This window comes from Opitutus sp. GAS368 (assembly GCF_900104925.1).
Classification (GTDB): domain Bacteria; phylum Verrucomicrobiota; class Verrucomicrobiia; order Opitutales; family Opitutaceae; genus Lacunisphaera.
Genome location: NZ_LT629735.1, coordinates 303,494 through 330,489, shown reverse-complemented (window position 1 = coordinate 330,489; position 26,996 = coordinate 303,494). Strand labels below are relative to the sequence as shown.

General features: G+C 67.7%; 30 protein-coding genes. 28 read left to right on the top strand and 2 right to left on the bottom strand.

The genetic code is table 11. The features are described from left to right. Nucleotides 1-53: 53 nt before the first annotated feature. Both BLU29_RS01440 and lpxA read left to right on the top strand, forming a co-directional pair. On the top strand, nt 54-1,385 hold the full coding sequence (locus tag BLU29_RS01440; protein WP_091054806.1) for a bifunctional UDP-3-O-[3-hydroxymyristoyl] N-acetylglucosamine deacetylase/3-hydroxyacyl-ACP dehydratase: 1,332 nt from the start codon (nt 54-56) through the stop codon (nt 1,383-1,385). A gap of 5 nt (nt 1,386-1,390) precedes the next feature. Further along, entirely contained in the window at nt 1,391-2,176 is a 786-nt protein-coding gene (gene lpxA / locus BLU29_RS01435; protein ID WP_091054805.1) for an acyl-ACP--UDP-N-acetylglucosamine O-acyltransferase, read from the top strand. A gap of 83 nt (nt 2,177-2,259) precedes the next feature. Here lpxA and BLU29_RS01430 read toward each other — a convergent pair whose 3' ends face one another. Further along, complete coding sequence (locus BLU29_RS01430) at nt 2,260-2,568, bottom strand: DUF971 domain-containing protein (RefSeq protein ID WP_091054804.1); 309 nt, start codon at nt 2,566-2,568, stop codon at nt 2,260-2,262. Between the two features lie 52 nt (nt 2,569-2,620). Next, the gene (locus tag BLU29_RS01425; RefSeq protein WP_172830181.1) at nt 2,621-3,919 is read right to left on the bottom strand and encodes a DNA polymerase; all 1,299 of its coding nucleotides are present in this window, start codon (nt 3,917-3,919) and stop codon (nt 2,621-2,623) included. 256 nt (nt 3,920-4,175) lie between these two features. Here BLU29_RS01425 and panB point away from each other — a divergent pair, with 256 nt between their 5' ends. From panB to murB, 26 genes are all read left to right on the top strand, one after another. Beyond that, the gene (gene panB / locus BLU29_RS01420; protein WP_091054802.1) at nt 4,176-4,967 is read left to right on the top strand and encodes a 3-methyl-2-oxobutanoate hydroxymethyltransferase; all 792 of its coding nucleotides are present in this window, start codon (nt 4,176-4,178) and stop codon (nt 4,965-4,967) included. Beyond that, nucleotides 4,964-5,722 carry a pantoate--beta-alanine ligase gene (gene panC, locus BLU29_RS01415; protein WP_091054801.1) on the top strand — a complete coding sequence of 253 codons (759 nt, stop codon included), beginning with the start codon at nt 4,964-4,966 and terminating at the stop codon, nt 5,720-5,722. The genes panB and panC overlap by 4 nt, the downstream gene beginning before the upstream one ends. Next, nucleotides 5,709-6,971, top strand: a complete 1,263-nt coding sequence (coaBC, locus tag BLU29_RS01410) for a bifunctional phosphopantothenoylcysteine decarboxylase/phosphopantothenate--cysteine ligase CoaBC (protein ID WP_091054800.1) — start codon at nt 5,709-5,711, stop codon at nt 6,969-6,971. Before panC ends, coaBC begins: the two co-directional genes overlap by 14 nt. After that, a complete protein-coding gene (locus BLU29_RS01405; protein WP_091054799.1) occupies nt 6,955-7,737 on the top strand; it encodes a type III pantothenate kinase in 783 nt (260 codons plus the stop codon). Before coaBC ends, BLU29_RS01405 begins: the two co-directional genes overlap by 17 nt. After that, on the top strand, nt 7,703-8,773 hold the full coding sequence (gene nadA, locus BLU29_RS01400) for a quinolinate synthase NadA (protein WP_091054798.1): 1,071 nt from the start codon (nt 7,703-7,705) through the stop codon (nt 8,771-8,773). Before BLU29_RS01405 ends, nadA begins: the two co-directional genes overlap by 35 nt. Before the next feature lie 5 nt (nt 8,774-8,778). After that, entirely contained in the window at nt 8,779-9,612 is an 834-nt protein-coding gene (gene nadC / locus BLU29_RS01395) for a carboxylating nicotinate-nucleotide diphosphorylase (RefSeq protein WP_091054797.1), read from the top strand. A gap of 159 nt (nt 9,613-9,771) precedes the next feature. Next, nucleotides 9,772-11,334 (top strand): FAD-dependent oxidoreductase, encoded by a 1,563-nt coding sequence (locus BLU29_RS01390; RefSeq protein ID WP_091054796.1) that lies wholly within the window; start codon nt 9,772-9,774, stop codon nt 11,332-11,334. Nucleotides 11,335-11,608: 274 nt separating this feature from the next. Next, on the top strand, nt 11,609-12,091 hold the full coding sequence (locus BLU29_RS01385; RefSeq protein ID WP_091054795.1) for a hypothetical protein: 483 nt from the start codon (nt 11,609-11,611) through the stop codon (nt 12,089-12,091). 7 nt (nt 12,092-12,098) lie between these two features. Further along, entirely contained in the window at nt 12,099-13,247 is a 1,149-nt protein-coding gene (locus tag BLU29_RS01380; RefSeq protein ID WP_091054794.1) for a DUF2252 family protein, read from the top strand. A 370-nt stretch (nt 13,248-13,617) separates the two neighbouring features. Continuing rightward, nucleotides 13,618-14,070: a mraZ gene (locus tag BLU29_RS01375; protein WP_231962286.1), complete on the top strand. Its 453-nt coding sequence runs from the start codon at nt 13,618-13,620 to the stop codon at nt 14,068-14,070. A gap of 2 nt (nt 14,071-14,072) precedes the next feature. Continuing rightward, the gene (locus tag BLU29_RS17775; protein ID WP_157693548.1) at nt 14,073-14,216 is read left to right on the top strand and encodes a hypothetical protein; all 144 of its coding nucleotides are present in this window, start codon (nt 14,073-14,075) and stop codon (nt 14,214-14,216) included. Then, on the top strand, nt 14,197-15,147 hold the full coding sequence (rsmH, locus tag BLU29_RS01370) for a 16S rRNA (cytosine(1402)-N(4))-methyltransferase RsmH (RefSeq protein ID WP_231962285.1): 951 nt from the start codon (nt 14,197-14,199) through the stop codon (nt 15,145-15,147). The genes BLU29_RS17775 and rsmH overlap by 20 nt, the downstream gene beginning before the upstream one ends. A 13-nt stretch (nt 15,148-15,160) precedes the next feature. Continuing rightward, the gene (locus BLU29_RS01365; protein WP_091054792.1) at nt 15,161-15,571 is read left to right on the top strand and encodes a hypothetical protein; all 411 of its coding nucleotides are present in this window, start codon (nt 15,161-15,163) and stop codon (nt 15,569-15,571) included. A 9-nt stretch (nt 15,572-15,580) separates the two neighbouring features. After that, nucleotides 15,581-17,431, top strand: a complete 1,851-nt coding sequence (locus BLU29_RS01360) for a penicillin-binding protein 2 (RefSeq protein ID WP_091054791.1) — start codon at nt 15,581-15,583, stop codon at nt 17,429-17,431. Then, a complete protein-coding gene (locus BLU29_RS01355; protein ID WP_091054790.1) occupies nt 17,428-19,020 on the top strand; it encodes a UDP-N-acetylmuramoyl-L-alanyl-D-glutamate--2,6-diaminopimelate ligase in 1,593 nt (530 codons plus the stop codon). Before BLU29_RS01360 ends, BLU29_RS01355 begins: the two co-directional genes overlap by 4 nt. 10 nt (nt 19,021-19,030) lie before the next feature. After that, the gene (gene murF, locus BLU29_RS01350) at nt 19,031-20,404 is read left to right on the top strand and encodes a UDP-N-acetylmuramoyl-tripeptide--D-alanyl-D-alanine ligase (protein ID WP_091054789.1); all 1,374 of its coding nucleotides are present in this window, start codon (nt 19,031-19,033) and stop codon (nt 20,402-20,404) included. Continuing rightward, nucleotides 20,394-20,597: a hypothetical protein gene (locus BLU29_RS01345; protein ID WP_091054788.1), complete on the top strand. Its 204-nt coding sequence runs from the start codon at nt 20,394-20,396 to the stop codon at nt 20,595-20,597. The genes murF and BLU29_RS01345 overlap by 11 nt, the downstream gene beginning before the upstream one ends. Further along, complete coding sequence (locus BLU29_RS01340) at nt 20,587-20,781, top strand: hypothetical protein (RefSeq protein WP_091054787.1); 195 nt, start codon at nt 20,587-20,589, stop codon at nt 20,779-20,781. The genes BLU29_RS01345 and BLU29_RS01340 overlap by 11 nt, the downstream gene beginning before the upstream one ends. Beyond that, a complete protein-coding gene (mraY, locus tag BLU29_RS01335; RefSeq protein WP_091054786.1) occupies nt 20,774-21,889 on the top strand; it encodes a phospho-N-acetylmuramoyl-pentapeptide-transferase in 1,116 nt (371 codons plus the stop codon). Before BLU29_RS01340 ends, mraY begins: the two co-directional genes overlap by 8 nt. 36 nt (nt 21,890-21,925) lie before the next feature. After that, the gene (locus tag BLU29_RS17770; protein WP_157693547.1) at nt 21,926-22,063 is read left to right on the top strand and encodes a hypothetical protein; all 138 of its coding nucleotides are present in this window, start codon (nt 21,926-21,928) and stop codon (nt 22,061-22,063) included. Between the two features lie 9 nt (nt 22,064-22,072). Beyond that, complete coding sequence (locus BLU29_RS01330) at nt 22,073-22,255, top strand: hypothetical protein (RefSeq protein WP_091054785.1); 183 nt, start codon at nt 22,073-22,075, stop codon at nt 22,253-22,255. A 69-nt stretch (nt 22,256-22,324) separates the two neighbouring features. Next, on the top strand, nt 22,325-22,549 hold the full coding sequence (locus BLU29_RS18270; protein WP_172830180.1) for a hypothetical protein: 225 nt from the start codon (nt 22,325-22,327) through the stop codon (nt 22,547-22,549). Nucleotides 22,550-22,602: 53 nt separating this feature from the next. Next, the gene (locus tag BLU29_RS01325) at nt 22,603-23,526 is read left to right on the top strand and encodes a LysM peptidoglycan-binding domain-containing protein (RefSeq protein ID WP_091054784.1); all 924 of its coding nucleotides are present in this window, start codon (nt 22,603-22,605) and stop codon (nt 23,524-23,526) included. Between the two features lie 12 nt (nt 23,527-23,538). Next, nucleotides 23,539-24,693: a putative peptidoglycan glycosyltransferase FtsW gene (locus BLU29_RS01320; RefSeq protein WP_091054783.1), complete on the top strand. Its 1,155-nt coding sequence runs from the start codon at nt 23,539-23,541 to the stop codon at nt 24,691-24,693. Nucleotides 24,694-24,793: 100 nt separating this feature from the next. Then, the gene (locus BLU29_RS01315) at nt 24,794-25,930 is read left to right on the top strand and encodes a UDP-N-acetylglucosamine--N-acetylmuramyl-(pentapeptide) pyrophosphoryl-undecaprenol N-acetylglucosamine transferase (RefSeq protein ID WP_091054782.1); all 1,137 of its coding nucleotides are present in this window, start codon (nt 24,794-24,796) and stop codon (nt 25,928-25,930) included. A gap of 82 nt (nt 25,931-26,012) precedes the next feature. Next, a complete protein-coding gene (gene murB, locus BLU29_RS01310) occupies nt 26,013-26,990 on the top strand; it encodes a UDP-N-acetylmuramate dehydrogenase (protein ID WP_091054781.1) in 978 nt (325 codons plus the stop codon). Nucleotides 26,991-26,996 lie beyond the last annotated feature (6 nt).

The window sequence follows — 26,996 nt, the reverse complement described above, 5'->3', positions numbered from 1 at the left end:
CATCTCCAAGCTTGTCATTTCCAAGAGGTTTCCGACACTGCCGCGACATACCCATGAAGCAGCGCACCCTTCTGCGCGAGGTCTCCATCAAGGGCAACGCCCTGCACACCGGAGACGCCGTGCATCTGACTTTGAAACCCGCGCCCGCGAACCACGGCATCGTGTTCCGGCGCGTCGACCTGCACGGCCATCCCGAGATCAAGCCGCGCGTCGACCTCGTCACGGACCTCGTGCGCGCGACCACCATCCAGCAGGGCCACGCCAAGATCCACACCGTCGAGCACGTGCTCAGCGCCCTCAGCGGCTGCGGGGTCGACAACATCGTCATCGAGATGGACGCCAGCGAGCCGCCCATCATGGACGGCTCGGCCCGCGAATTCGTGAAACTCATCCAGCAGGGCGAGCCGGTGGAGCAGGACGCCGAGCGCGAGTATTTCGCCCTGGCCGAGACGATATCGGTCTCCCGCGGCAACTCTTCGATCATCGCGCTGCCCTACGACGGCCTGAAGATCACCTGCACCAGCGCCGACGACCGCGGCATCCACACCCAGCACCTTTCCCTCGTCATCGATCCCGAGGTCTACACCACGCAGGTCGCCGCCGCGCGCACCTTCACCATCTACGAGGACATCGAGGAGCTGCTGAAACTGGGCAAGATCAAGGGCGGCTCGCTGGACAGCGCCATCGTCATCAAGGGCGACAAGATCATCTCCAAGGAGCCGCTGCGCTTCAATGACGAGTTCGTGCGGCACAAGATTCTCGACATCATCGGCGACATCACGCTGCTCGGCCTGCCGCTGAAGGCGCACATCGTCGCCACCCGGCCCGGCCACGCGCTGAACGCCGAGCTGACCAAGCAGTTGTTCGAGAAATACGATGCCTGGCGGAAGGGCGGCAAGAAGGCCGCGAAACCCGCCGCGCCCAAGGCCGACGTCACCACCGAGACCACGCTCGATATCCGCCGCGTGCTCGACATGCTGCCGCACCGCTACCCGTTCGTGATGGTCGACCGCGTGGTGGAGCTCAAGGAGAACGAGCTGGTGGCGATCAAGAACGTCACGATCAACGAGCCCTTTTTCCAGGGGCACTACCCGGGCAACCCCGTCATGCCGGGCGTGCTGCAGGTCGAGGCGATGGCGCAGGCCGCCGGGATCCTGCTTCTGCGCCAGACGAACATGGAAGGGAAAACCGCGCTGTTCATGAGCTGCGACAAGGTGAAGTGGCGCAAGCCCGTGCGTCCCGGCGACCAGCTGCTGATCAAGGTCAAGATGACCAAGCTCCGGGGCTCGATCGCCTGCGCGGAGGGGGAGTGCAGCGTGAACGGCCAGGTCGTGTCCGCGGCCGACCTGATGTTTGCCGTGGTGGACAATAGTGCGATGGATTGACGCCCATGGCCAAGCAGATCCACCCCACCGCCATCGTCGAGCCCGGCGCGGAATTGGGCGACGATGTCGTCATCGGCGCCTACGCCTTGGTTGGCGCCGCCTCGGTCATCGGCCCCGGCACCGTGCTGCACCACCACGCCAGCGTGGAGGGGTTCACCGCCGTCGGGGCGCAGTGCGAGCTCTTCCCCTTCACCTGCATCGGCTCCAAGACGCAGGACCTGAAATACAAGGGCGGCCGGCCGGGCGTGCGCATCGGCGACCGCAACGTCTTCCGCGAATACGTCAGCGTCCACGCCGCCACCAAGGACGGCGAGTTCACGGTCATCGGCAGCGACAACACCATCCTCGCCTACAGCCACGTCGCGCACGACTGCCAGCTGGGCAACCACATCATCGCGAGCAATTCGGTCGGTCTGGCCGGCCACGTGATCGTGGAGGACTATGTGGGGCTCGGCGCCAAGTGCGGCGTGCACCAGTTCTGCCGGGTCGGCGCCTACGCCATGATCGGCGCGATGTCGAAGATCGTGCAGGACGTGCCGCCGTTCATCATCGCCGACGGCAATCCCGCCATCGCGCGCTCGATCAACAAGGTCGGGCTCGAGCGCAACGGCTTCGCGCCCGAGCGGCTGGAGGCGGTGAAGCAGGCCTTTCGCGTCTTCTACCGCGCCGGCCACAACCGCACCCAGGCCTTCGAGTCGATGCACGCGCACGCGTTGGGATCGAGCCCCGATTTCCGGCACTTCCTCAACTTTGTCGAGAAGAGCGAGCGCGGCGTGGTCGCGGGAAGGTGATGGAGGCGGGACTATCAGTCCCGCGGGTTTGGGGCAGCGCGGCGTATGCCCCGCGGGACTGATAGTCCCGCCTCCATCGGTCCTCAGCCTTTTGAGACGTCCCCGAGCTGCCGCAGCAGCTCGTAGCTGTAGAGGCCCGTGCGGTGGCCGTCGCTGAACTCGAAGCGGATGGCGTAGTTGCCGATGCGCTCCCAGCCGGTCACCTCGATGCCCACGAAGTTCCGCGGCGCCTCGCCGCCGTATTGGTGGCCGAAGATGTCGCGCTCGCCCTGCACCTCCGCGCTGGGCGAGGCCGCGCGCAGCGTGGCGAACGAGATGAAGCTTTCGTGGCCGTCCGCCCAGCGGAGGGCGACCTCCGGGCCGATGAGCTGGACGTCCGTGGGCGCTTGCATGGGAGCAGCTATCAGCAAGATGCCCGGGAAGTGAAGCCCGGAAACACGGCCGCTACCACGCTTCCGGCTCGGGCGGTGCGGGCTTCTGCGGCTTCTTGAGCCGGCCCGCATAGCTGCGGTCGATCTCCTCGATCTCCGGCTCGGGGATGCGGGTGAAGGCGATGCGCATCGGCGCGTCCTGCGTGGCGCCGTGCGCCCCGCCGAGGTAGACCGTGTTCTTGCCCAGAACCTTGTTCAGGTGGTCGACCGCCTCGAAGAGCTTGCCGCGGGTTTTCTCGGTTTGCTCCTCGAACAGGTCGGGCGTGTGCAGCTTCAGGTCGATCAGCCGGGTGAGATGCACGCCGATGCGCAGCGGCGTGCGCCGGGCGGATTTCTCGGGCCGCCTGTGCCACAGGTCGTTCAGCGCGTGGGTGAGCCGCAGCGAGTCCTGCGTTTCCGTGAGCTGCAGTTCGCCCGACCAGTGCGTCTCGTCGGCGTAATCCACCGAGACACTCAGCGCGCCGGCGTAGAGCTGGGAATGACGCAGCCGCATCGCCGCCTTCTGCAGCAGGCGGTGCAGCACGGCGAGGGCGTCGGTGTGGTTGCGTTTGGCCGGCGGGAGCACATGGCCGTGTCCGATGCTCTGGCCGGTCTTCTGCTCGAAGTAGGGGAGATCCTCGCCGTGCAGCAGCCGCCAGATCTGTTCGCCGCGGACTCCGCCCCAGATGCCGCGGAACTCCGCCATCGTGGCGGCGAAGAGCTGCGTCATCGTCGTGATGCCGTGCTCGCCGAGGCGGCGCTGGATGTTCGGGCCGATGCCGGCGATGTCGCCGGGCTTGAGGTGGAGCAGCTTCGCAGGGACATCCTCCTCGTCGAGGATGACAAGGCCGTCGGGTTTCTGCATGTCGGAGGCGACCTTCGCCAGCAACCAGGTCGGTGCGATGCCGATGGAACTGCGGAGCAGGGGACCGACCTCGCGGGTGATCTTGGCCTTGATCTGTCGGGCCAGCTTCTCGGCCTCGGCCCGCGACAGCATCGCATGCAGGTGGGCGGTCACCTCGTCGATGGACTGGACCTCGAGGTCGGGGACGAGGGAGGCGATGACGTCCTTCAGCCGGCGGTGATAGTTGATGTAGGTTTCCGGGCGGGCCTCGACGATGATGATGCCGGGGCAAAGCCGGCGGGCGTCGGACACGCGGGTGTTGCGGCTCAGGCCCATCGCCTTGGCCTCGAGGCTGACGGCGACGCAGCCGGTGGTCTCCGCCATCACGGGCACGATGCCGACCGGTTGGCCGCGCAGCTCCGGGCGTTCCTGCTGCTCCACCGAGGCGAAGAAGGAATTGAAGTCGATGGTCAGGTAACGCAGCGCCACGTCATAAAATTTGCCCGGAACGGTCCGGAGGCAAGGCGGTTGTCGGCGGCCGGCGGGGGGCCGGTGCGCCTTTTGAGTTGCGGACCGGGCAAAGGTGGCCAATCAGTTCCGGGTCTGGCGCGAACTCGGTCGCGACCGGACATTCAACCACCACCCTCCGTCTTCGGACACCAGGCCTGATCGCCATGCGACAAGCACTCCAGTCCCACCACTGCCGCCCGCAGGTTTTCCGTTGCCGGACAACTGACAGGCCGGCGTGAAAAGCATCCTCGATTTTGCCCGCGCCAAGCGGGAGGAGCGACCGGTCGTCATCCTCACGGCCTACGATGCCCTGATGGCCCGCCTCCTCGCGGCCTCCGAGGTCGACGCCATCCTGGTCGGCGACAGCGCGGCCATGGTTGTGCACGGATTTCCGTCCACGATCCACGCCACGGTGGAGATGATGGCCGTGCATACCGCCGCCGTGCGCCGCGGCGCTCCCGCGGCCGTGGTGATTGCCGACATGCCGTTTCTCAGTGTGCGGCGCGGTCGCGAGGAGGCGGTCCGGTCCGCCGGCACCCTGATGCAGGCCGGTGCCACGGCCGTCAAAATCGAGGGCGTGGCCGGCCACGAGGATATCATTTCGCATCTGGTCGAAAGCGGCATTCCCGTCATGGGCCATCTCGGGCTGACGCCGCAATCGGTGCACCAGTTGGGTGGTTTCCGCCTGCAGGGCCGCACCACCGAGGCCGCGAGCCGGCTCATGGCGGAGGCCCGCAGTCTGGAAAAGCTTGGCGCCTTCGCGCTCGTGCTCGAATGCGTGCCGGCGGCGCTGGCGGCCGACGTCACCCGGGCGCTGGCCATTTCCACCATCGGCATCGGGGCGGGCGGAGACACCGACGGACAGGTGCTGGTGTCGGCCGATCTGCTGGGGTTCGACGCCGAGTTTCGCCCGCGGTTTGTTCGCCGCTACCAGGACGGACACGCCGCGGCGCTGGCGGCGGTCAATGCGTTCGTGCGCGATGTGCGGGCGGCGCGTTTCCCCGCGCCCGAGGAGGTGCTGGCATGAAGGTGTATCACTCCCTGACCGAATGGCGGCAGGCGCGCGCCGGCCAAGATTTTGCCGGGCGCACCGTCGGCTTCGTTCCGACCATGGGGGCGTTGCACGCCGGGCATCGCGCGCTGCTGGAACGCGCCCGGGCCGAGAACGACCGCGTGGTGCTGAGCATTTTTGTGAACCCGACGCAGTTCAACGACCCGGCCGACCTCGCGCGCTACCCGCGCACGCTCGCGGCCGACGTGGCGCTGGCCGGGGGCCTGGTCGACGACGTGCTGGCGCCGCCGGCGGCCGAGCTCTACCCGGACGATTACCGCTACCGGGTGACCGAGGGCGAACTCAGCCGCCGTTGGGAGGGGGCGCACCGACCGGGGCATTTCGACGGCGTGCTCACCGTCGTGCTGAAGCTGCTCAACCTGGTTCGGCCGGACCGGTCCTATTTTGGGGAAAAGGACTGGCAGCAGCTCCAGCTCGTGCGCGGCATGGCCGAGGCGCTGTTCCTGCCGGGGGAGATCGTGGCCTGCCCGACCGTGCGGGCCGCCGACGGGCTGGCGCTCAGTTCGCGCAACGCCCGGCTGTCGCCCGCCGGTCGGATCCATGCGGCCGCGTTTCCGGAAATCCTTCGGGAATCGCCGGCCGCCGACCGCGCGGCCGAGCACCTGCGGGCTGAGGGCTTCGAGGTGGACTACGTGGCCGACGACGCGGGTGTGCGCCTGGGCGCCGTGCGGGTGGAAGGGGTCCGCCTCATCGACAATGTCCGGCTCTAACCTCCTCTTCGTCCTCACGGGCTCCATTGCCGGCTACAAGGCCTGCGAGGCGGTCTCGCAGCTGGTGCAACGCGGGCACCGAGTGCGCACCGTGGCCACGGAGTCCGCGCTCAGGTTCATCGGCCCCGCCACGCTGGAAGGCCTGACGGGCACGCCGGTGCTGACCGATCTGTTCGCTCCCGGCGCCGCACTGGAGCACATCAATCTCACCCGCTGGGCGGATGCGGTGCTGGTGTGTCCGGCCACCGCCAACACAATCAACCGCCTGGCCGCGGGCCTGGCCGACGACCTGACCGGGGCGTTGTTCCTCGCCCATGACCGGAAGAAGCCGTGGCTCGTCGCGCCGGCGATGAATCCCGCCATGTGGGCGCATCCCGCGACGCAGGCAGCGGCGGAAAAACTGCGCGAGTGGGGCGTGCGCTTCCTGCCGGTCGGGGAGGGGCGCACCGCCTGCGGTGAGACCGGCGAGGGCCGGCTCGCCGAGCCGGCGGACATCATCGCGGTGGTGGAGGCCGCGCTGGCCCGCCCCGCGCGACGGCTGCGCGTGCTCATCACGAGCGGCGGCACCGCCGAACCGATCGACGGTGTGCGCGTGCTTACCAACACCAGCACCGGCCGCACCGGCGCGGGCCTGGCCGATTATTTCTCCGGGCGAGGGCATGACGTGGTTCTCCTGCGGGCGCGGAGCGCCGCGGCCGCACCGGGTTGTCGCGAGGAGACGTTCCTCACCTTTGCCGAACTCGACGCCGCGCTGACCAGGCTGTTGGGTCAGGAACGTTTTGACGCCATCATTCATGCGGCGGCAGTGGGCGATTTCGGCATCGAGGCCGTGGTCGTTGGCGACCGGGCCGGCCCGCCCGGCGCGGCCAAGCTCGAGTCCGGCGGCGCGCCGGTCGCGCTGCGTTTGCGGCCCAATCCCAAGCTGGTGGACTCGCTGCGGGCGCGCAGCCGCAACCCCGTGCTGCAGGTCGTCGCCTTCAAGCTGACGAATGGCGCGACGGCCGCCGCCGCCCATGAGGCGGTGCGGACGTTGTTCGGCCATTCCGGCGCGGACTGGGTCGTGCACAACGACCTGTCGGAGCGGGCGGACGGCGCGGAATTTCCGGCGCAGTTGCACGGGCCGGGTGGCGGCCCGGTCGTGCGCTGCGCGACGCGACGCGAACTCGCGGAGTTGCTGGAACAGCGGCTCATGACGACTTTCCTGCTCCCCTCAACCTCAGCCCAACCCCTGCATGCTGCTCTGTCTTGATGTCGGCAACACCCAGATCCACGGCGGCGTGTTCGACGGTGACACGCTGCTCGTCCAGTTCCGCAAGTCCACCTCGCCGCTCGGCACGACCGACGAGCTGGGCATCTTCTTCACCGCCGTGCTGCGCGAGAACGGCATCGATCCGCGGAAGGTGACGAGCGTGGCGATCTGTTCCGTGGTGCCCGCCGCGCTCTACAGCCTGCGCGGGGCCGCCGAGAAATATTTCCGCTGCGAGCCCTTCATCCTGCAGGCGGGGGTGAAGACCGGTCTCAAAATCAAATACCGCAACCCGCTCGAGGTCGGTGCGGACCGGATCGCCAACGCCATCGCCGCGGTGCAGCGGCATCCCGCGCGGGACCTGCTCGTGGTGGACCTGGGCACCGCGACCACCATCGAGGTCATCACCGCGACCGGCGACTACCTCGGCGGCGCCATCCTGCCGGGCGTGGGCGTCTCGGCGGAGACGCTGGCCAGCCACACGGCCAAGTTGCCGCGGGTCGAGATCGCCCGGCCGGAGGTGGCGCTTGGCCGCTCTTCGGTGGAGAGCATCCAGTCGGGCCTCTTCCACGGCCACGTGGGCGCGGTGCGGCACCTGATCTCGCTTGTGTCCATCGAGGCCTTCAACGGCCGGCAGCCGCAGGTAATCGGGACGGGTGGTTTTGCCCGGATGTTTTTGTCGGAAAATCTCTTTGACGAGGTCGTCCCCGAACTCGTGCTTTACGGACTCCGCCATGCCCACACCCTCAACCAAACTGCCGGTGAGTAAGCTTGTATCCACCGCGATTGACGCGGAAGCCGACCGGCTCTTCCGGGCGCTGCTGCATGTCGATTGCGAACCGGGCCGCCAGTGGAACTACGAGGACTGCCGGCGCCTCGCCCCGCTCACGCTTGAGATCAACCGGCTCAAGCGGGAGCAGGACGCCGTCATCCTCACGCATTCTTATGTCGAGCCGGAGATCATCTACGGGGTGGGTGACTTCAAGGGTGACTCCTACTTCCTCAGCCAGCAGGCGCGCGATTCGCGGGCGAAAAAGATCGTTTTTGCGGGGGTCGTTTTCATGGCCGAGACGGCGAAGATCCTTTCGCCCCAAGCCACCGTCGTGGTGCCCGACCGGGGCTCCGGCTGCTCGTTGGCCGACTCGATCACGGGCGAGGGGGTGCGCCGCCTCAAGGCGCTCTATCCGGACGCCGCCGTGGTCTGTTACATCAACAGCACCGCCGAGGTGAAGGCCGAGTCGGACGTCTGCGTCACCTCGGGCAATGTCTATGACATCGTCGCTGGATTGCCGGAGAAGCGCATCCTTTTCGTGCCCGACCGGCTGATGGCCGACAACGTCCGGGCCGAGCTGAAGCGCCGCGGCGTCGACAAGGAGATCGTCTCGTCCGATGGCACCTGCATCGTGCACGACCAGTTCACCGCGGCGGACGTCACCGCGGCGCGCGCCCGTTTTCCCGGGCTCAAGGTTGTCGCGCACCCCGAGTGCACCGCCGAGGTGGCCGCCGCCGCGGATTTCGTCGGCAGCACCGGAGCGATGATGAAATATGTGAAGAACACACCGGCACCGTATTTCCTCATGCTGACCGAGTGCGGCCTCGTCGGCCGCCTGCAGGTGGAGACCCCGGAGAAGCGTTTCATCGGCGGCTGCCGCCTCTGTCCCTACATGAAACTTAACTCCCTCGAGAAGGTGCTCCAGGTCATGACCGCCCCGCGGCCCGACCAGATCATCACGCTCGATGAGAACCTGCGCCGCCGCGCCGCCCGCAGCATCGAGCGCATGTTCGAGCTCACGCCCAAAAACTGAATCCGATGAACGACGTTCGCACCGCCCATTTGATCGACCTCGCGCTTGAGGAGGACGCCGGCCTCGGCGACCTGACCAGCCGCGCCATCTTCCCGGCGAAGCACCGCAGCCGTGCCGTCATCGACGCCAAGCAGGATCTGGTCATCTGCGGACTCGAGGTGGCCGCGGCGGTCTTCACGCGCGTCGACCCGGGCCTGAAGGTGAAGCTGCTGGCGGCGGACGGCGACCGCGTGCCCCGGGGCCGGGCCGTCCTGCGGGTGGAGGGACCGACGGTGGCGCTGCTCACGGCCGAGCGCACCGCGCTCAATTTCCTGCAGCGGCTGAGCGGCATCGCGACGCAGGCCCGGCGTTTTGCCGACGCCGTGCGCGGCACGGGTGTCCGTATCGTCGATACGCGCAAGACCACGCCCGGTTACCGGGCGCTCGAGAAATACGCCGTGCGCTGCGGTGGCTGTTTCAACCACCGCTCGTCGCTTGGCGAGCACGTGCTGATCAAGGACAATCACACCGCCGCCGCCGGCTCGCTCACCCGGGCCGTGCGCCTGGCACAGGCCGCCGCCCCGCACACCGCCAAGATCGAGGTCGAGGCCGCGACCCTCGGCCAGGTCAGCCAAGCCTGCCGGGCGGGGGCCGGGGCCATCCTGCTCGACAACATGACGCCGGCCGAGGTGCACCGGGCGGTGGGCCTGATTGCCGGCCGCGCGACCATCGAGGTCTCGGGCGGGGTTCGCTTCGAGACGCTCCACGATTACGCCATTCCCGGCGTCGATGTCATCAGCATCGGGGCGCTTACGCACTCGGCGGTGGCCGTCGACCTGAGCCTGACGGTCCTGAAGTAAGAAGATTTATGGCCACAAAAAGGCACAAAGGGACTTTGTCATGCCAGTGAGAAATCACCGCGCGCCCATAGGCGCATCGGGAGCTTCGTTTGCCGACGGATATCTTTGTGCCTTTTTGCGGCTACCAATGCCTTGGTTTGGTTCCGCTGATTTCCCGGCATGAAAACGATCCACACTGACTGCCTCGTCCTCGGCGCCGGTCTCGCGGGGTCCGCGTATGCGTGGCATGCCGCCCGCGGCGGGTTCAAGGTGGAGTTGCTTTCGCTCGGCGAGCCGCTGCGGGCCAACAGCGACTGGGCGCAGGGCGGCATCATCTACGATACGAGTCCCGATCCGGCCCAGCTGGCCAAGGATATCCTCGAGGCCAGCGACGGGACGGCGAACGCCGCGGCGATCGAACAACTCGTGCGCGACGGTCCGGCCGCGGTGAAGGAGCTGCTGCTCGACGAGCTGCATGTGGAGTTCGATCGCGACGCCGCCGGCCGGCTCGACCTGGCGCGCGAGGGCGGGCACACCGCGCGCCGCATCATCCACGCGAAGGATGCCACCGGCCACGCGATCCTCGACGCCCTGGTGCGAAAAGTGGACACGACGCCCGGCATCACGCGCCGCAGCGGCTTCGCGGCCATCGACCTGCTGACCCTCTCGCACAATTCGAGCGAGGCGCGCGACCGCTACGAGCCGCTGACCTGTTTCGGTTGCTACGCGCTCGACACGGCGACCGGCGAGGTGGTTGCGTTCGTGGCGAAGAAGACCGTGCTCGCGACCGGTGGTCTGGGCGGGATTTTCCTGCATACTACCAACCAGCCCGGCAGCGTCGGGCACGGCGTGGCAATGGCCTACCGCGTCGGTGCACGGCTCATGGATCTCGAATACGTGCAGTTTCACCCGACGGTGTTCAGCGCGCCCGGCGCGGCGCCGTTCCTCATCACCGAGGCGCTGCGCGGGGAAGGAGCCGTGCTCGTCGACGCGGCAGGCCGGCGGTTCATGGATGGCCTTCATCCGCTCGGCTCGCTCGCGCCCCGCGACGTGGTGGCCCGCGCCATCAAGCAGCATCTCGCCACCACCGGCGAGGCGTGCGTTTATCTTGATCTCGCCGCGCTGAAACCGGATTTCATCCGCGAACGTTTCCCGGGGATTTATCAGCGGTGTCTGGCGGGCGGGGTGGACATCACGCGCGAGCGCATCCCGGTCGTGCCGGCGGCGCATTTCTCCTGCGGCGGGGTGCACGCGGACCTGCAGGGCCGCACCAATGTCCGCCACCTGAACGCCATCGGCGAGACCGCCTGCACCGGGCTCCACGGGGCCAACCGTCTCGCCAGCACGTCGCTGCTCGAGTGCCTGGTCGGCGCCAAGGCGACGGCGGCGGCCGACGGAGCGGAATTGTCGGCGGGACAGTTTCATTTGCCGGTGCCCAAGGACTGGACGAGCCCGGCGAAGGCGGCGGACCCGATGCTCGTGCGGCAGGACCTGCACCAGATCCGGACGACGATGTGGAATTACGCCGGCATCATCCGCTCGCCACGCCGGCTGGCCCGGGCGCGGCGCATCCTTTTGGAGCTGCGCGAGGACATCCAGGCGTTCTACCGCGACTGCCGTCCGTCCGCCGAGTTGATCGAGCTGCGCAACGCCGTGCAGACCGCCTTGCTGGTTGTCCACGCCGCGGCGCTGAATCCCATCAGCAAGGGTTGCCATTTCGTGACGGGCGACGAGCAGGCCTGAGGTCGGTGGGCAAGGGAAGGGGTCCCCAGGGGTGGTTCATGCAAGAAATCACAACTCAACCCGACAGGGAGGGCCGTTTTGAGGTGTAAATTGAACTGCTTATGCCGACAGCGAGCGGAGCTCATGCCGGCGAATTTGGAGGATGCGCACAAAACTTGTGCCGGCGGGTTTACAGCCATGTCCAAATACAGCGGGCCCGGGCGCTTCAGGCTCGTCTTCGGAAACCGCCCGGCCTTATTTTCCGCCAACCGGCGCGACCGCGCAATTCCCACGCATGAACGCAGTCTCCGATCTTGTCCTCCGGACGCTCTCCACCTTGATCGCCACCCTGGCGACAGTTGTAATCATTACCGAGCGTCAGCGGCGGATCAACAACGCCAAGATTGAACTCGCCGCCCGCTACATCGAGAGTATCGACCACGAGCAGCCCGGCGCCGACCTGTGCATGGATGTGGTCAAAGACCTGCGCAACGCCGAGGAGTTGATCCATGAGATCGCCTGGGGGCGGATCGCCCGGGCCTCGAAAATCGACGAGGTGGTGCACATCACGCGGAAACTGGACCACCAGCGCCGGAAGCATGAGAAACTGGCGAAGAATCCCGACACGCCGGACCATGCGACCCCGGTGTTAAGGGAGATCGAGGAAAAGAAATTCCAGGTCCTCGCGGCCAGCGTCCGGTCGCTGAAAGTCAGCTTCATTGACTTCGTCTTTATCGACATCGGCAAAAAGACGGGCCCGTCCTCGGGGCAGGGCTGAACCGGGCATGAACACGGTCGACTTCATCCTGGCCTATCATCGCGGCCGGAACCCCCGGCTGCTGGCGCTCAAGTGGGACAAGATCCGGGAAAGCCCTTTCGCTTTTTTTCGCGGCACCGCCCCGCTGTTCTACGAGGGCTGGGCCCGCCGGAAACTCCCGGCTGCCCCGGCGGTGTGGATCTGCGGCGATGCCCACTTGGAAAATGTCGGGAGTTACAAGGGAGACAACCGCGTTCCCTACTTTGATCTCAACGATTTCGACGAGGCCTGCCTTGCCCCGGTGCACTGGGAGATCGGCCGGGCCCTGACCGGGTTGTATCTGCTCGGCCAGCCGGCGCGGGCCCGCCGGTTTCTGGCCGCATACCGGGAACGATTGTTGACGGGAAAGCCGCAGCACATCGAACCGGAGGTGGCGCGCGGCCCCATCGCCACCCTGCTCGCGAATGTGCAGGTGCGCCGGCGGAAGGAGTTTCTCGCGCCCCGACTCATCCGGGGTAAACTGAGGATCAAGGAAGGCCGGACCTACGCCATCGACGCCGCCACCAGGCGACGCGTGCGACAGATTTTTCAAGCGTGGGCCCGCCGGCAGCCGGACCCCGGCTTCTATCGGATCGAGGACATCTGCGGCCGGATCGCCGGCAACGGGAGCCTGGGCGTGGAGCGGTTCGTCGTCTTGGTGAGAGGCAAGAGACTTCCGAGCCTGATGGACATGAAACAGGCGGTGCCTGACGCCCCCCGCCAGTGGCTCAAGGTGCGTCAGCCCCGGTGGGAGAACGAGGCGGAGCGGGTCGCAACCGTGCAGAACTTCATGCAGTATGTGCCGGTGGCCCACCTCGGATGGACCCGGACGCAACCGGTTGCCTACCTCCTGCGTGAACTGCAGCCGGTCGAGGACCGGCTCGACCTTGGCATGCTCACCGCCGCCGACTACGATGACTTTGCCGACCAATGGGCGGGGTTGATCGCTTCCGCGCATCTGCGGAGCGGAGGTTGGAACGGCAGTGCGCCGATCGGAGACCTGATGGGCTATGCCCGGACGCTGACGGGTTCGCATGCGCGGCGGTTGCAAGAAGCCGCCCGGCAAATGGCGCTCCAACAGAAGCGGCAGTTTATGGATTTTCGCAGGTACGCCACGAAGAGAAAAACCACTGTCTGAGATACTGTCGGTCTGGCTTGTTCAGGCTGATCCTGGTCTTTGGCCGGGAACTTACACAATCCCGGGCAACAGCCCCTCGATCCTGCAAATTGCCCAGGCGGTAGAGCGGTAAACTCATCGGGCCGAGTTCATGCAGATCGCTTCGGAAGCGATTCAGGCGGCAAGGCCAACGTGATCGGCGTGTTTCTTCCCGTCGGCATGACTTCATCCAATCGGGGTGACCCCTGGAATCTGACACTTTGGTTGCTTCCGGCTTGGTAGCAATTTGTGAACAAATTTTGACATTTCTAGGCTGGTTTTTACTTGCTTGCAGGGAGGTAAATGGGGAGAAATGGGGCGTCTTGGGGGAAGGGGCCTCGGGACACCTCTCATGGCGCAATCACGCACAACCGTTTATTCCGGCCGTTTTGAGCACACGCTCGACGACAAGAATCGTCTCACGATTCCGTCCGTCTGGCGCTGGGTGCACACGGACGAGGAGACGTTTCTGGCGATTCCGCATCCCGATTCCTACATCGCCGTGCTGCCGCCGGCCCGCGTGGACAAGCTCCTCGCGCAGATCGCCGACATGAAGCTGTCGGATCGCGACGCGCAGGCCGTGAAGGCCAAGATTTTTTCCGAGGCGCTCTCGTTCACCTTCGACAAGCAGGGCCGCTTCGGCGTGAGCGCCGACCTGCTCAAGCACGCCGGCATCGCGAAGGACGCGGTCCTCAGCGGCATGGGCGACACCTTCAACATCCTCAGCCCGGCGCGCTGGACCGAGATGTCGCGCAGCACCACGGGCGAGAACTTCGGCGACATGATGCGCCGCATCGGACTCTAACCATGAAAACACTCATCACGTTCATCCGGCCCCAACCGTTGCCCAAGCTGTCCCCTGTTTTCTGCGCGAACCGCCGCTCCCTCTTGCGCGAGCCGATCTCGATCGCCCTCCCGTGGAAGAAACTCCATGCCCGCGCCCGCTCTTGAGCTTTCCTCCCGCGCCATGACCCCGGGGCACCAACCCGTGATGTTGCACGAGGTTCTCGAATACCTCGCGCCGCTCCCGGGCTCGTGCCACCTTGATTGCACCTTCGGCGGCGGCGGCCATACCCGCGCCATCCTTGCGACCGGAGCCTCCGTGGTCGCCCTGGACCGCGATCCCGCCGCCCAGCCCCGCGCGGAGTCCCTCCGGGCCGAGTTCCCCGCCACCTTCCGCCTGGTCGACCTGAACTTCGGCGACCTGGCCACGCTGCCCGAAACGGGTTTCGCCGGCATCCTCTTCGACCTCGGCGTCTCGTCTTTCCAGCTCGACGAAGCCGACCGCGGCTTCGCCTTCCGCAACGACGCCCCGGCCGACATGCGCATGGACCCGCGCTCCGGCTCGCCGGCGGCCAAGTGGCTCGAGGTGGCCTCGCACGACTCGCTCGTCCGCGCCATCCGCGACTACGGCGAGGAAAACAGCTGGCGCCGCGTCGTCGCCGCCCTCGAGGCCGCGCGCGGCACCGGCGCGCTGGCCCGCACCGCCTCGCTGGCGCAGTTGATTTCCGACGCCCTCCCGGCCGCCGTCAAACGCGCGAGCCGCATCCATCCCGCCACCCGCTCCTTCCAGGGCATACGCATCGCCGTCAACGACGAGCTCGGCGCCATCGAGCGCGCGCTGCCGGCGGCCTTCGCCAAGCTCGCCTCCGGCGGCGTGCTCGCCGTCATCAGCTTCCATTCGCTCGAGGACCGGCCGGTAAAGCAGTTCTTCCGCGCGATGTGCGGCCAGCCGGTCGACGCCAACGACGCCACGCCGCAGCAGCTCCGGGCCAAGCACGCCGAGCCGCTCACCCGCAAGCCGCTCACGCCCTCCGAGGCCGAACTTTCCGCCAATCCCCGCAGCCGCTCCGCCAAGCTGCGCGCCCTGCGCAAACTCTGAACCCGTCGCCGCCATGAAACCACCCCCGGCCAACGCCTTCATCAACCGGCTCATCGCCCTGACCCTGCTCCTGCTCGTCTTCTCGGGCTCCCTCGGCCTCGGGGCCGTCTGGGTGCGCCAGGAAATCTCCTCGACCGCCAACCGCAGCCGCGCCCTCGTGACGAGGCTCAACGATGTCGAGCGCCGCCTCGACGAGGTGAACGCCGAGATCGCCACCGCCGCGAGCCCGGGCACCCTGATGCAGCAGAACGAGGCCATGCGCCTCGGCCTCGCCACGCCCAAGGAGCCCCAGGTCGTCCGTGTCGACGGCTCGCCCGAACTCCGCCTCGCCGCCAAGCGCAACCGCGAGATCTTCGGCCTGGCGTCGGCCTCCGCCGGCGACAGCGCCCCCGCCTTCCGCGTCATCACCGCCTCCCTCCGCTAAGCCGCGCCGATGTCCAAGGGTTTCGCCAACAACCGCCTGACGTTCCTCTCCCTCGGGGTCGTCGCCTGCTTCATGGCGGTGGGCGTGCGCCTGGTGTTCCTCCACGTGATCGACCGCGACGAGCTGCTGCGCTTCGTCGACAAGGCCCGCCGCCAGATCGTCGTCGAGCACGCCCGCCGCGGCGCCATTCTCGACGCGCGCGGCAACCTGCTCGCGACCAGCCGCTCCGAGATGACCGTGGCGGTCGACGCCTGGTCGCTCGACGAATACCTCCAGATTGAGAAGAACCCCGCCAAGCGCGTCCGCCGGGCCGCTGAGGAGCAGGCCAAGCGCGTCCAGCTCGCCGCCCTGCTCGGCCTGTCCACCGCCGAGGTGGAGCAGGCCTTCGTGCCCACCATGCGCCCCATCAAGCCCGAGCTCGACAAGCGCGATGGCAAGGTCGACGGCCTGACGAAGGATCGCTGGGTCAAACTGCGCGAGGGGGTCACCGATCCGGTCTTCGACAAGATTGCCGCCCTGAACATCCGCGGTCTCACCGCCGAGCGCGTCTACCGCCGGGTCTACCCGGGTGACGGGCTGGCCGCACATCTGATCGGCTTCGTGAACAAGGAAGGCTCGCCCCAGAGCGGCGCCGAGTCCCGGTTCGACCTCTACCTGAAAGGCCAGGATGGCTGGATCGAATCGGAGAAGGACGGCGCCCGCCGCGAACTCGCCCAGTTCCGCTCCCGCGAGGTGCCGGTGCAGGACGGCAACGATGTCGTGCTGACCATCGACTCGGTCGTGCAGCACATCATCGAGGACGAGCTGAAGGCCATCGCGGACAAATACCAGCCGAACTTCGCCACCATCATCGCGAGCGACCCGATGACCGGGGAAATCCTCGGCATGGCGAACTATCCGAGCTTCAACCTGAACGAATACAGCAAGGCGCCGCTCACCGCGCTCAACAACCGCGCCGTCACCGACACGATCGAGCCCGGCTCGACCTTCAAGATCGTGGCGGCCGGCGCCGCGCTCAACGAGGGGCTGGTGATGCCCGGCTCGATGTTCGACTGCGGCAACCCCATGATCGATTACAAGGGCAAGACCCTCAAGCTGCCGAAGGAGGACGAGCCGTTCGGGATGCTGAGCGTGGCGGACATCGTCGCGCACTCCAGCAACCGCGGCGCCGCCCAGCTCGCCATGAAGCTCGGGGAGGACCGCTTCTACGACTATGCGCGCAAATACGGCTTCGGCCAGCTGACCGGTTTCGCCCTCGGGGGCGAGGTCCGCGGCTCGCTCGCCGCGCCCGCCAAGTGGGACGGACTCACGATCACGCGCATGCCGATGGGCCATGCGGTCTCGGCGACCCCGTTGCAGATCCACATGGCGATGAGCGCCGTCGCCAACGGCGGCGTGCTCCTCCGCCCGCAGATCATCAAGGCCATCAAGGACGCCAACGGGAACGTCATCCGCTCGTTTGCGCCGGAGCGGCGCGACGCGGCGCTCAAGCCGAGCACCGCGGCGCTTCTCGCGCAGCTGCTCACGGGCGTCGTCCGCGAGGGCACGGCCAAGGGCTTCGACATCGCGGGCTTCGAGGTCGCGGGCAAGACCGGCACGACGCAGAAGATCATCGACGGCAAGTATTCCACGACCCGCCACGTCTCGTCCTTTGTCGGCTTCTTCCCGGCGAGCCGTCCGGAAGTGGTGCTTTCGGTCATCGTGGATGACGCCCATGTGCCCGGCGGGATCGCCTACGGCCGGGTGGTCGCGGCGCCGGCGTTCAAGCACATCGCCGAGCAGCTCATCCAGTATCGCGACATCAAGCCGGTGCCGCCCGTGACCCACAGTCTCCTCGCCATGACGGGAGGTGCCCAGTGATCGGCTACCTCACACCCAATCATCCCCTCGTCGCCGCCTTCCGCTCCCTGCCCAAAACCCGCACCCGCCCGGCCGACCCCGTCTCCCAGCGAATCTTCAAAATGGCTCCCAAGCTCTCCGACTATTTCCGCGACGGGGAATTTCTCTCGAGCAAGGGCGACCTGGACCGGCCGATCTCGGGCCTGGCGATGGACAGCCGCCGCGTGATGCCGGGCAACCTCTTCTTCGCGCTGCCGGGCCGGCGGACCGACGGCACCTCCTTCGTGGACGAGGCCATCCAGCGCGGAGCCGTCGCCGTCGTGGGCGAGAGAATCCCCTCCGGCACCGCCGCGCGCGTGACCTACCTCCAGGTCGCCGATGCCCGCCGGGCGCTCGCCCTGGTGTCGCAGCGCTACTTCAACTTCCCCGACAAGGCCCTCGACCTCGTCGGCGTGACCGGCACCAACGGCAAGACCACCGTCACGAGCCTGATCAAGCACCTGCTCGCGACGCCGGCCCAGCGCGTCGGCCTCATCGGCACGGTCCACTACGACCTTGGCGCCCGCATCGTGCCGTCCTACCGGACGACCCCGGAGTCGCTCGAACTCTACGGGATGCTCGCCCAGATGCGCGACGCCGGCTGCCGCCAGGCCGCCATGGAGGTCAGCTCCCACGGCATCGACCAGCACCGCGTGCTCGGCATGCAGTTTGGGGTGGCGGTTTTCACCAACCTCACCCGCGACCATCTCGATTACCACCGGACGATGGAGGAATACTTCGCGGTGAAATCCCGGATCTTCGGCGGCGGCTCCGGTCCGGTGCCCCGCGCCGCGGCGATCAACCTGGACGATCCCTACGGCCGGCAGCTCGCGGCGGCCGTGCCGCCGTCCGTCAAGGTCGTCACCTTCGGCGAATCGCCCGCGGCCACCGTCCGCGCCGAGCACGTCCGCTTGAATTTCAAGAACACGCTGCTCCGCCTCGTCTGGCCCGAGGGCAGCATCGAGGTCGAAAGCCCGTTCATCGGCCGCTACAACGTGAGCAACCTGCTGGCCGCCTTTGCCGCCTGCTACGCGCTGGGCCGCGATCCGTCGGTCATCGCCGCGCGGCTCAAGAGTTTCGGCGGCGTCCCGGGCCGCATGGAGCGGATCGAGGAAGGCCAGCCCTTCAATGTCCTCGTGGACTATGCGCACACCGACGACGCGCTGCACAACGCCCTCGGCATGCTCCGCGCCATCACGCCGGGCCGGCTGTTCGTGGTGTTCGGCTGCGGCGGCAACCGCGACCGCAGCAAGCGCCCGCTGATGACCGGCGCCGTGCAGGAGTTCGCCGATCATGCCTGGGCCACGGCCGACAACCCGCGCGGCGAGGCGCTCGGCCGGATCTTCGGCGACATGCAGGCCGGGGTGACGGACGCAGCGAAGATCACCTTCACCGAGGACCGTCGCCGCGCCATCAGCCTGGCGCTCGACGCCGCCCGTGCGGGCGACTGCCTGCTGATCGCCGGCAAGGGCCACGAGAATTACCAGGAACTCGCCGACACCATCGTGCCGTTCGACGACCGCCAGGTCGTCCGCGAGCTGATCGGCATCAAGAGCATCAAACCCGCCTGAGCTCCCGACTATGCCCGCCTTCTCCCCAGAAAAACTCGCCACGTGGACCGGCGGGTCTTGGACCCGCATTCCCGGCGGGGCGGTCACGGGCTTCAACCAGGACACGCGCACGCTGAGCGCGGGGCAGGTGTTTGTCGCGCTCCGGACGGACCGGCGCGACGGCCATGATTTTCTCAAGGGCGCGCAGCAGGGTGGGGCGGTCGCCGCGCTCGTCGGCCGCGAGGTCACCGGGACGACGCTGCCGCAACTGGTGACGGCCGACCCGCTCGGCGCCTTCCAGCGCATCGCCCGCGAACACCGCCGCGAATTCCACGGCACCGTGGTCGGCGTGACCGGCAGCGTGGGCAAGACCTCGACGAAGGACCTGCTGGCGCTGCTGCTCGGCGGCAGCCCCGACGTCCTCGCGACCGAGGGCAACCTGAACAATCACATCGGCGTCCCGCTGACGCTCACGCGGCTCGACGCCGCGCATCGCGCGGCCGTCATCGAGGCCGGCATCAGCCTGCCCGGCGAGATGGCCGGCCTGGCCGAGATGATCGAGCCCGACCACAGCGTCGTCACTCTCGTGGCGCCGGCGCACCTCGAGAAACTCGGCTCGCTGGCGGGCGTGGCGGCCGAGAAGGCCCGGCTGCCCGCGGCCAACCGCGCCGGCGGCCTCGCCGTGTTTCCCGTTTCCTGCTGGGCCCACGAGCCGTTCCGGACGCTGGCCAACCCGCTCGTGCTGGTGCCGGAGAGCGAGGGCCCGGCCAAGGTGCCGGCCCGCACCGTGAAATTCAGCGTCTTCCATCGCCCCGAGCGCACCGAGGTGACGTTCGAGGGCCGCCGCCGCTTTGTCCTCCGCCGCGTCTCGGCCGGCATGGCGCAGAACGCGGCGCTGGCCCTGACGCTCGCTTCCGAGCTGGGCGTGAAGGACGCGGCTTTGCAGACCCGCTTGGAAAACTGGGCGCCCTCGAAGTGGCGCGGCGAACTCCGCCAGAGCGGCGAGGCCACGGTGTATTGCGATTTCTACAACGCCAACCCGGCCGCGATGACCGACGCGATCGACGCATTCAACGGGGCGGTGCCGGCCGACCTGCCGCGGCTCTACGTGCTCGGCTCGATGGAGGAACTCGGCGCCGACTCGGCCACCTATCACCGCTCGCTCGGCCGGCTGCTGCACCTCCGGCGCGGCGACTTCCTCTTCGCCCTCGGCAGTCAGGCCGCCGCGCTCCGCGAGGGCCTGCTCGAAAACGGCAACGATCCGGCCCAGGTCGCCGTCATCGCCGACGTCGCGCCGGTGCGCGAGCGCCTCGCCGGCTTCAAGGGTGCCGTCTTCCTGAAAGGCAGCCGCCGCTACCAACTCGAAACCGTGCTCGATCCGCACGCTCCCGCCCATGCCCACTGATCCCGCTCCCTCCGCCCAGGCCGGCCGGTTCGTCGCCGCGCGCGACGAGGCGCTGCGCCGTTACACCCAGCACCTCGCCGCCATCCAGCTCAAGAACAGCCGCTGGTGCGCGATGTTGTCGCGCGGCCGGCCGGCGGCCCGCGGGAGCCTGTGGTCCGCGACCGGCCCCAAAGCCCTGCCCCATGCGCACTAATTTCAGCCCCACCTCCGCGGCCGCCCGGCTCATGGCCACCCGTCCGGTGCCGGCGAAGACGGACACCGGCTCCACGCCGCCCTTCGAGCCGCGCTGGTGCGAATGGCCGCGCCGCACGCCGGCGCCGTGCCCGCGCGCGGGCATCTGGCAGACCCTCCAGCAGATCCAGGCCCGCCATGCTTAGCTATCTCGCCAACTACGCGCACCTCTGGGGCCCCCTGCGACTCTTTGGGTCGCACCTCTTCCGCGCCGTCATGGCGACGGGCACGGCGCTGGTGATCGGCTTTCTCGTCGGCCCATGGCTCATCGGCCGCTTCCGCGCGCTGAAGTTCGGCCACGGTTACATCGACGAGCGCACCGGGGCGCTGGGCGCGACCTACTTCGACAAGAAGCACACGCCGACGATGGGCGGGCTCATCATTTTCATCGCGGTCTTCGCCAGCTCCGCGCTCTGGGCCGAGCCGAACGTCTGGACGGTCGTCGCCCTTTTCGTCTACACGGCCCTGACGGTGCCGGGCTGGCGCGACGACTACCTGAAGGTCGTGCACAAGAACAAGGACGGCATCCGCTCCTGGGAAAAGATCGCCTGGCAATCGCTCGCCACGCTGGTGGCGCTCGGCGTGCTGCTCTGGCACCCGCAGAGCTCGGCCAAGATCCGCGAGCTCTGGGTGCCCTTCCTCAAGACCGCGCTCATTCCCTATATGCCGTGGTGGCTGCTGCTGGTGCTGATCTACCTCTGGATCGTCGGCTTCAGCAACGCCATCAACCTGACCGACGGCCTCGACGGCCTGGCGGTCGGCTGCACGATCACCGTCGCGCTGGTGTTCGGCATCATGGCTTACGTCGCGGACAACAGCATCGCCGCCCAATACCTGCTCATCAGCTACGTGCCGGGCACGAGCGAGCTCACCGTGATCTGCGGCGCGCTGATCGGCGCGTGCATGGCTTTCCTCTGGTTCAACTCGCACCCGGCCGAGGTGTTCATGGGCGACACCGGTTCGCTCGCCCTCGGCGGCCTCATCGGCGTCATGGCCTTCATGATCCATCAGCCGCTCACCCTGGTGATTGTCGGCGGGGTCTTCGTGCTGGAGGCGCTTTCGGTCATCCTCCAGGTCGGCTGGTTCAAGTGGACGAAACGCCGCACCGGCACGGGCCGTCGGCTCTTCCTCATGGCGCCGATCCACCACCATTTCCAGAAGCGCGGCTGGCCGGAGACGAAGGTCGTCCTGCGCTTCTGGGTCCTCTCGCTCGGCTTCGCCCTGGCCGGGCTGGCAACGCTCAAGCTCCGCTGATTTTCCCACCCGTCTTCACTTCAACCCCCTCACACCATGCTGGATGATCCCGCCGAACAACCCTTGCCCTCCGTCACTGCTTCCCGCCCGGCTTTTCCCCCCGGCACCCTGATCGCCGTCGGCGTCTGGGCCTGCGTCTTCGCCACCTTCATCGTGCTTGGGCTGCGGTCCTGAGCCTTTCCCATGCCCATCGACTACAACTTCGAAGCCACGCCCAGTTTCCGCGACGTCACCCGCACCAGCCTCATCCTGCTGCGGCAGCCGATCGTCCGCTCCCTTTCCAAGCTGCGCCGCCTCCGCAAGGGGCAGGCGGTCCCCGAGGGCCCGCTGGTGCGCACCGCCAAGACTTTCGCAGGAGTTCGCTGACAGGTTCTTTATACTATCAATCGGAACCTTACCTAAATTTGCTGTCAGCGAACACCTGCTCTTTCTTTCATGCCGATCACCCACGACACTTACCTTTCCGCGACGCTTGCGCGCGTTTGGGGCGCCAGCCCGAACGCCAGCCCGCGGAAGGTGTCTGAGTGGGATCGTCCGCGCCATGATCTGCCAAGCCATCGGGCAACACCACCCACGCCAGCCGGCATCGCCTTTCCGGGCCAGCCAGCCGGCGCCGGGATGGGGCGGCAGGCCCTCCCGATCATTGTGGAAAAGCTGTGAATAACTCCCATTTTTAGATAGCAAATCTCCCACCTCAGCCCTCATATATCGCCATGAAAATCCTCCAGATCTTCGGAGCAGTCGTCGCCGTGCACCTGCTCGCGTTTATCTTCATTTTTGCCAGCCCCGGCTGCCAGTCCGGCCCGCGCAACATTCCCACGCCTGATGCCACCATGCCCACCGGCGCCGCGGTCGAGCCCGTGACGTTCACCCCGACGGCCCCGCAGCCGGTTGACCTGGGCACAAGCACCGTCGGTTACAATCCGGCCTCGCCGGCCGGCCACGCCGCGCCGACCCGCCCCGGTTCCGCCAACGCCGTCGCGATCATGCCCGCCAAGGCCACCGCCGAGGTCGCTCCCGTCAGCACCTACACGGTGGGCAAGGGGGACAGCCTCTGGACCATCGCGAAAAAGAATCACCTGACCGTCGCCGAGCTGGCCAAGGCCAACAACCTGCCCGTCGGGGCCGCGTTGCAGCCGGGCAAGAAGCTCATCATCCCGGGCAAGCCCGGCGCCGCGCCGGCTCCCGCCACGGACAAGCCGCGCGATCTCGGCACGCTCACCCAGGCGACGTCCGCCGCCGCCAAGCCCGCGAACGGCGAGGTCGTGAAGCACACCGTCGCCGTCGGCGAGAGCCTCGGCATCATCGCGCGCAAATACCAGGTGACCCTCGGCGAACTCGCCGCGGCCAACAACATCACCGACCCCTCCAAGGTCCGCGCCGGCCAGCAGCTCATCATCCCCGGCTTCAAGGCCGTCGGCACGAAGGGCACGACCACCGCCGCGTCGACCGCCAAGGGCGGCACGACCAAGGCGGCGCCCCCCGAGACCGCCACGGCCACGCCGGCCGCCACCCCGCACTTTGAAATCGCCCCGCCGCCGCCCGGCCAGGATCTCGATTCGGGTCTGAAGAACGCCGGCACCGAGGTGCCGACGATCAAGGTGGAAGACGCCAAGCCCACGCCGCCGAAGAACTAAACCGTCCCCGCCATGGTGGGTTCGCCGAGCGCCGCTGTTCTTCGCCGACCTCTCACGATCACCCCCGCGAGTGTCATTGTCGTCTGTGTGGCGGCCTTGGTCTCGCTTGGGCTCGTGGTGCTGTTCAGCGCGAGCTCGCCCATCAAGGGCGGGCCCTACGCCTACCTCTACAAGCAGTTCATCTTCCTCGCGCTCGCCATCGGCGCCGGCTGGCTGGTGGCCATCGCCGACCTCGAGCACCTGCGCCGGTTCGCCTGGGTGGTCGCGGCGGTCTCGCTCGTCTCGCTCGTGCTGGTGCTGTTCACGCACCCGGTCAACGGCAGCCATCGCTGGCTCGGAATCGGCGGCCTCGGCCTGCAGATGACGGAGTTCGCCAAGTTCGCGCTGATCTTCTCGCTCGCGCACTACCTGGCGGTCAACCAGAGCCGGCTCCATGACTTCTGGCGCGGCTTCGTGCTGCCGCTGGCGTGGATCGGGGTCTTCGCGCTGCTGGCGATCGTCGAGCCGGACTTCGGCGCGGCGATGCTGCTCGGCGCGATCGGCGTCATCCTGCTCTACCTCGCCGGGGCGCGGCTGAAGTTCCTGCTGCCGTGCATCGGGACCGCGTTGCTGGGCTTCATCGTGCTCGTGGCCAACAATCCCGTGCGCCTGCAGCGCGTGCTGTCCTTTCTCGACCCCGAGGCCAACCGCCAGGGCACCGGCTACCAGCCGTGGCAGGCGCTGCTGGCGTTCGCCGCCGGCGGCGTGGACGGCGTCGGCCTCGGCAACGGCCGCCAGCAGAACGCGTTCCTGCCCGAGGCGCACACCGACTACATCTTCGCCATCATGGGCGAGGAAATGGGCCTCATCTTCACGCTGCTCACCGTCGCCCTGTTCGTGACGATCTTTGTCGCGGGCCTGATGCACGTGCGCCGCGCGCCGAACCTGTTCCAGTTTTTGCTGGTCACAGGCTGTGTGCTGCTCATCACCCTCCAGGCGATCATCAATCTCGGCGTCGTCACCAGCCTGCTGCCTTCGAAGGGCATGTCGCTGCCGTTCATCAGCGCGGGCGGGTCGAACCTGCTCCTGATGGGCCTGCTGGTCGGCGTCATCATCAATTCCCAGCGCACCTGGGAGCGGCCGAAGCCGCTGGTCAGAAAACGTTCATTAACCGAGGTGATCGCGTGACTGCTAAATCTCAAAACGCCAAACGCCAGACGCCAAAACCAGCCGCGGGTTCTTTGGTCTTTGGCATTTGTGATTTGGCGTTTCTCACGGAGGTGACTCCGTGAGTAGGTTCATCATCGCCTGCGGCGGCACCGGCGGCCACCTCTCGCCGGGTATCGCGCTGGCCGAGGCACTGGTCGCGCGCGGCCACACCGTCACGCTCTTCATCAGCCACAAGAAGGTGGACACCCGCCTGGTGGAGAAATACCCGCACCTGCCCGCCGAGCGCGTGCCGAGCGCGCCCTTCGGCTGGCGGCCCGACGTCCACCTGCGCTTCCACTGGAAGCAGACGCAGGGCCTGCTCTTCAGCCTGCGTTTCATGCGGGCGACGCGGCCCGACGCGATCATCGGCTTCGGCGGTTTCACCAACGCCGGCGTGGTCCTGGCGGGCCGCCTGCGCGGCATCCCGGTCGCCCTTCACGAGGCCAACCGCGTGCCGGGCCTCGCCATCCGCGTGCTCTCGCGCTTCGCCGCCCGCCTTTATCTGCCTCCGGGCGTCCGCTTGCCGGGCATCCGCGGGGTCATGGTCCGTCATACCGGTCTGCCGGTGCGCAACGAGATCACCCGCCTGCCGCGCGACGAGGCCCGCGCCCGGCTCGGCCTGGATCCCGCGCAGAAGCTGCTGGTGATCCTCGGCGGCAGCCAGGGCTCGGGCAATCTCAACCAGTGGGCGGAGCAGAACCTCGCGGCGCTCGCGCACGAGGGCGTCCAGGTTTACTGCGTCACCGGCCTCGGCAAGGGCAGCGAGGGCGTGCGCGAGCTGCACGGCAAGAGCGGCCAGGCGGTCCGCAGCACGTTCGTCGCCTTCTCCGACCGCGTGGGCGTGCTGATGTCGGCCGCCGACCTCGTGCTCAGCCGCGCCGGCGCCGGCACGCTGGCCGAGCTCGTCCGCTGCGAGACGCCGGCCGTCCTGATGCCCTATCCGCACGCCGCCGACAACCACCAGTGGGTCAACGCCACGTATTTCGAGCAGCAGGGCGGCGGCGTGGTGGTGGCCGACCACGCGCTGGCCGGCCTGCACCAGGAGGTGATCGACGTCATCTTCAACGACTGGCTGCTGAACAAATTCCGCCTGAACCTGCACCGCATGTCGCAGGAGAACAGCATCGACACGATCGTGCACGATCTGGAGAGCCTCGCGTCCGGCACGCCGCCGCCGGGCCACCTGCGGCCGACGCCGGCCGCCTCCGCCCCATGAGCGCATCCCGGCAGCTCCTTGTAGGGTCGCCGCTTGCCGGCGGACCGGTCCGGCGACTAGCGCCGACCCTACATTTCAGCAGATGAGCGCCATATCCAAAATCCCGGACCTGGATTTGCGCGAGGCCGCGTGGAATGAATTCGTCGCGGCCGTCCGTCCGTTGCTCACGCCGGCGACCAGGTTCGCCGAGCGCGAGATGCTCGGCCCGAAGACGACGATGCGCGTCGGGGGCCCCGCCCGGGTCTACGCCGAGCCGGCCAGCGTCGGGGAACTGCGCCACCTGCTCGTCGCGGCGCACCGCCGCGGCCTGCCGGTGCTGATGCTCGGCCGTGGCTCCAACCTGGTGATCCCCGACGCCGGGGTCGATGGGCTCGTCCTCAGCCTGGCGCACGAGCACTGGCAGAAGTTCGAGCCGCAGCCCGACGGCCGCATTTGCGTGGGGGCCGGGTTGCGGTTGAAGAACCTCTGCGGCCTCGCGACGAAGGCGGGCTGCAAGGGCTTTGAGTTTCTCGAGGGCATCCCGGGCAACGTCGGTGGCGCGCTGCGCATGAACGCCGGCGCCATGGGCGGCTGGATGTTCGATGTCGTCGCCGAGGTGGAGCTGATGAGCTTCGCCGGCGAGCTGCGCGTGATGCCGAAGGCGGCGATGCACGTGGATTACCGGCATTGCGCCGAGCTGCACGAGGCCATCGCACTCGGCGCCGTCCTACAACCCGCCGCCAGCGCCGGGCCGACGGATATCCGCCGGCAAATCGACGTCTACCAGAAGAAGCGGGTCGAGTCCCAGCCGCGCGAGCCGAGCGCCGGTTGCATCTTCAAGAATCCGCCGGGCACTTCCGCCGGCCGGCTCATCGACGAGGCCGGGCTCAAGGGCGAGCGGGTGGGGGACGCCGAGGTCTCGGCCGTGCACGCCAATTTCATTGTCAACCGCGGCCACGCGACCAGCGCCGACATCATCGGGCTCGTCCGCAAGATCCGCGCCCGGGTGAAGGACGCCCGCGGCATCGACCTCGAGCCCGAGGTGCTGCTCTACGGGCAGGAATGGAGGGACGTCCTGTGAATTTGC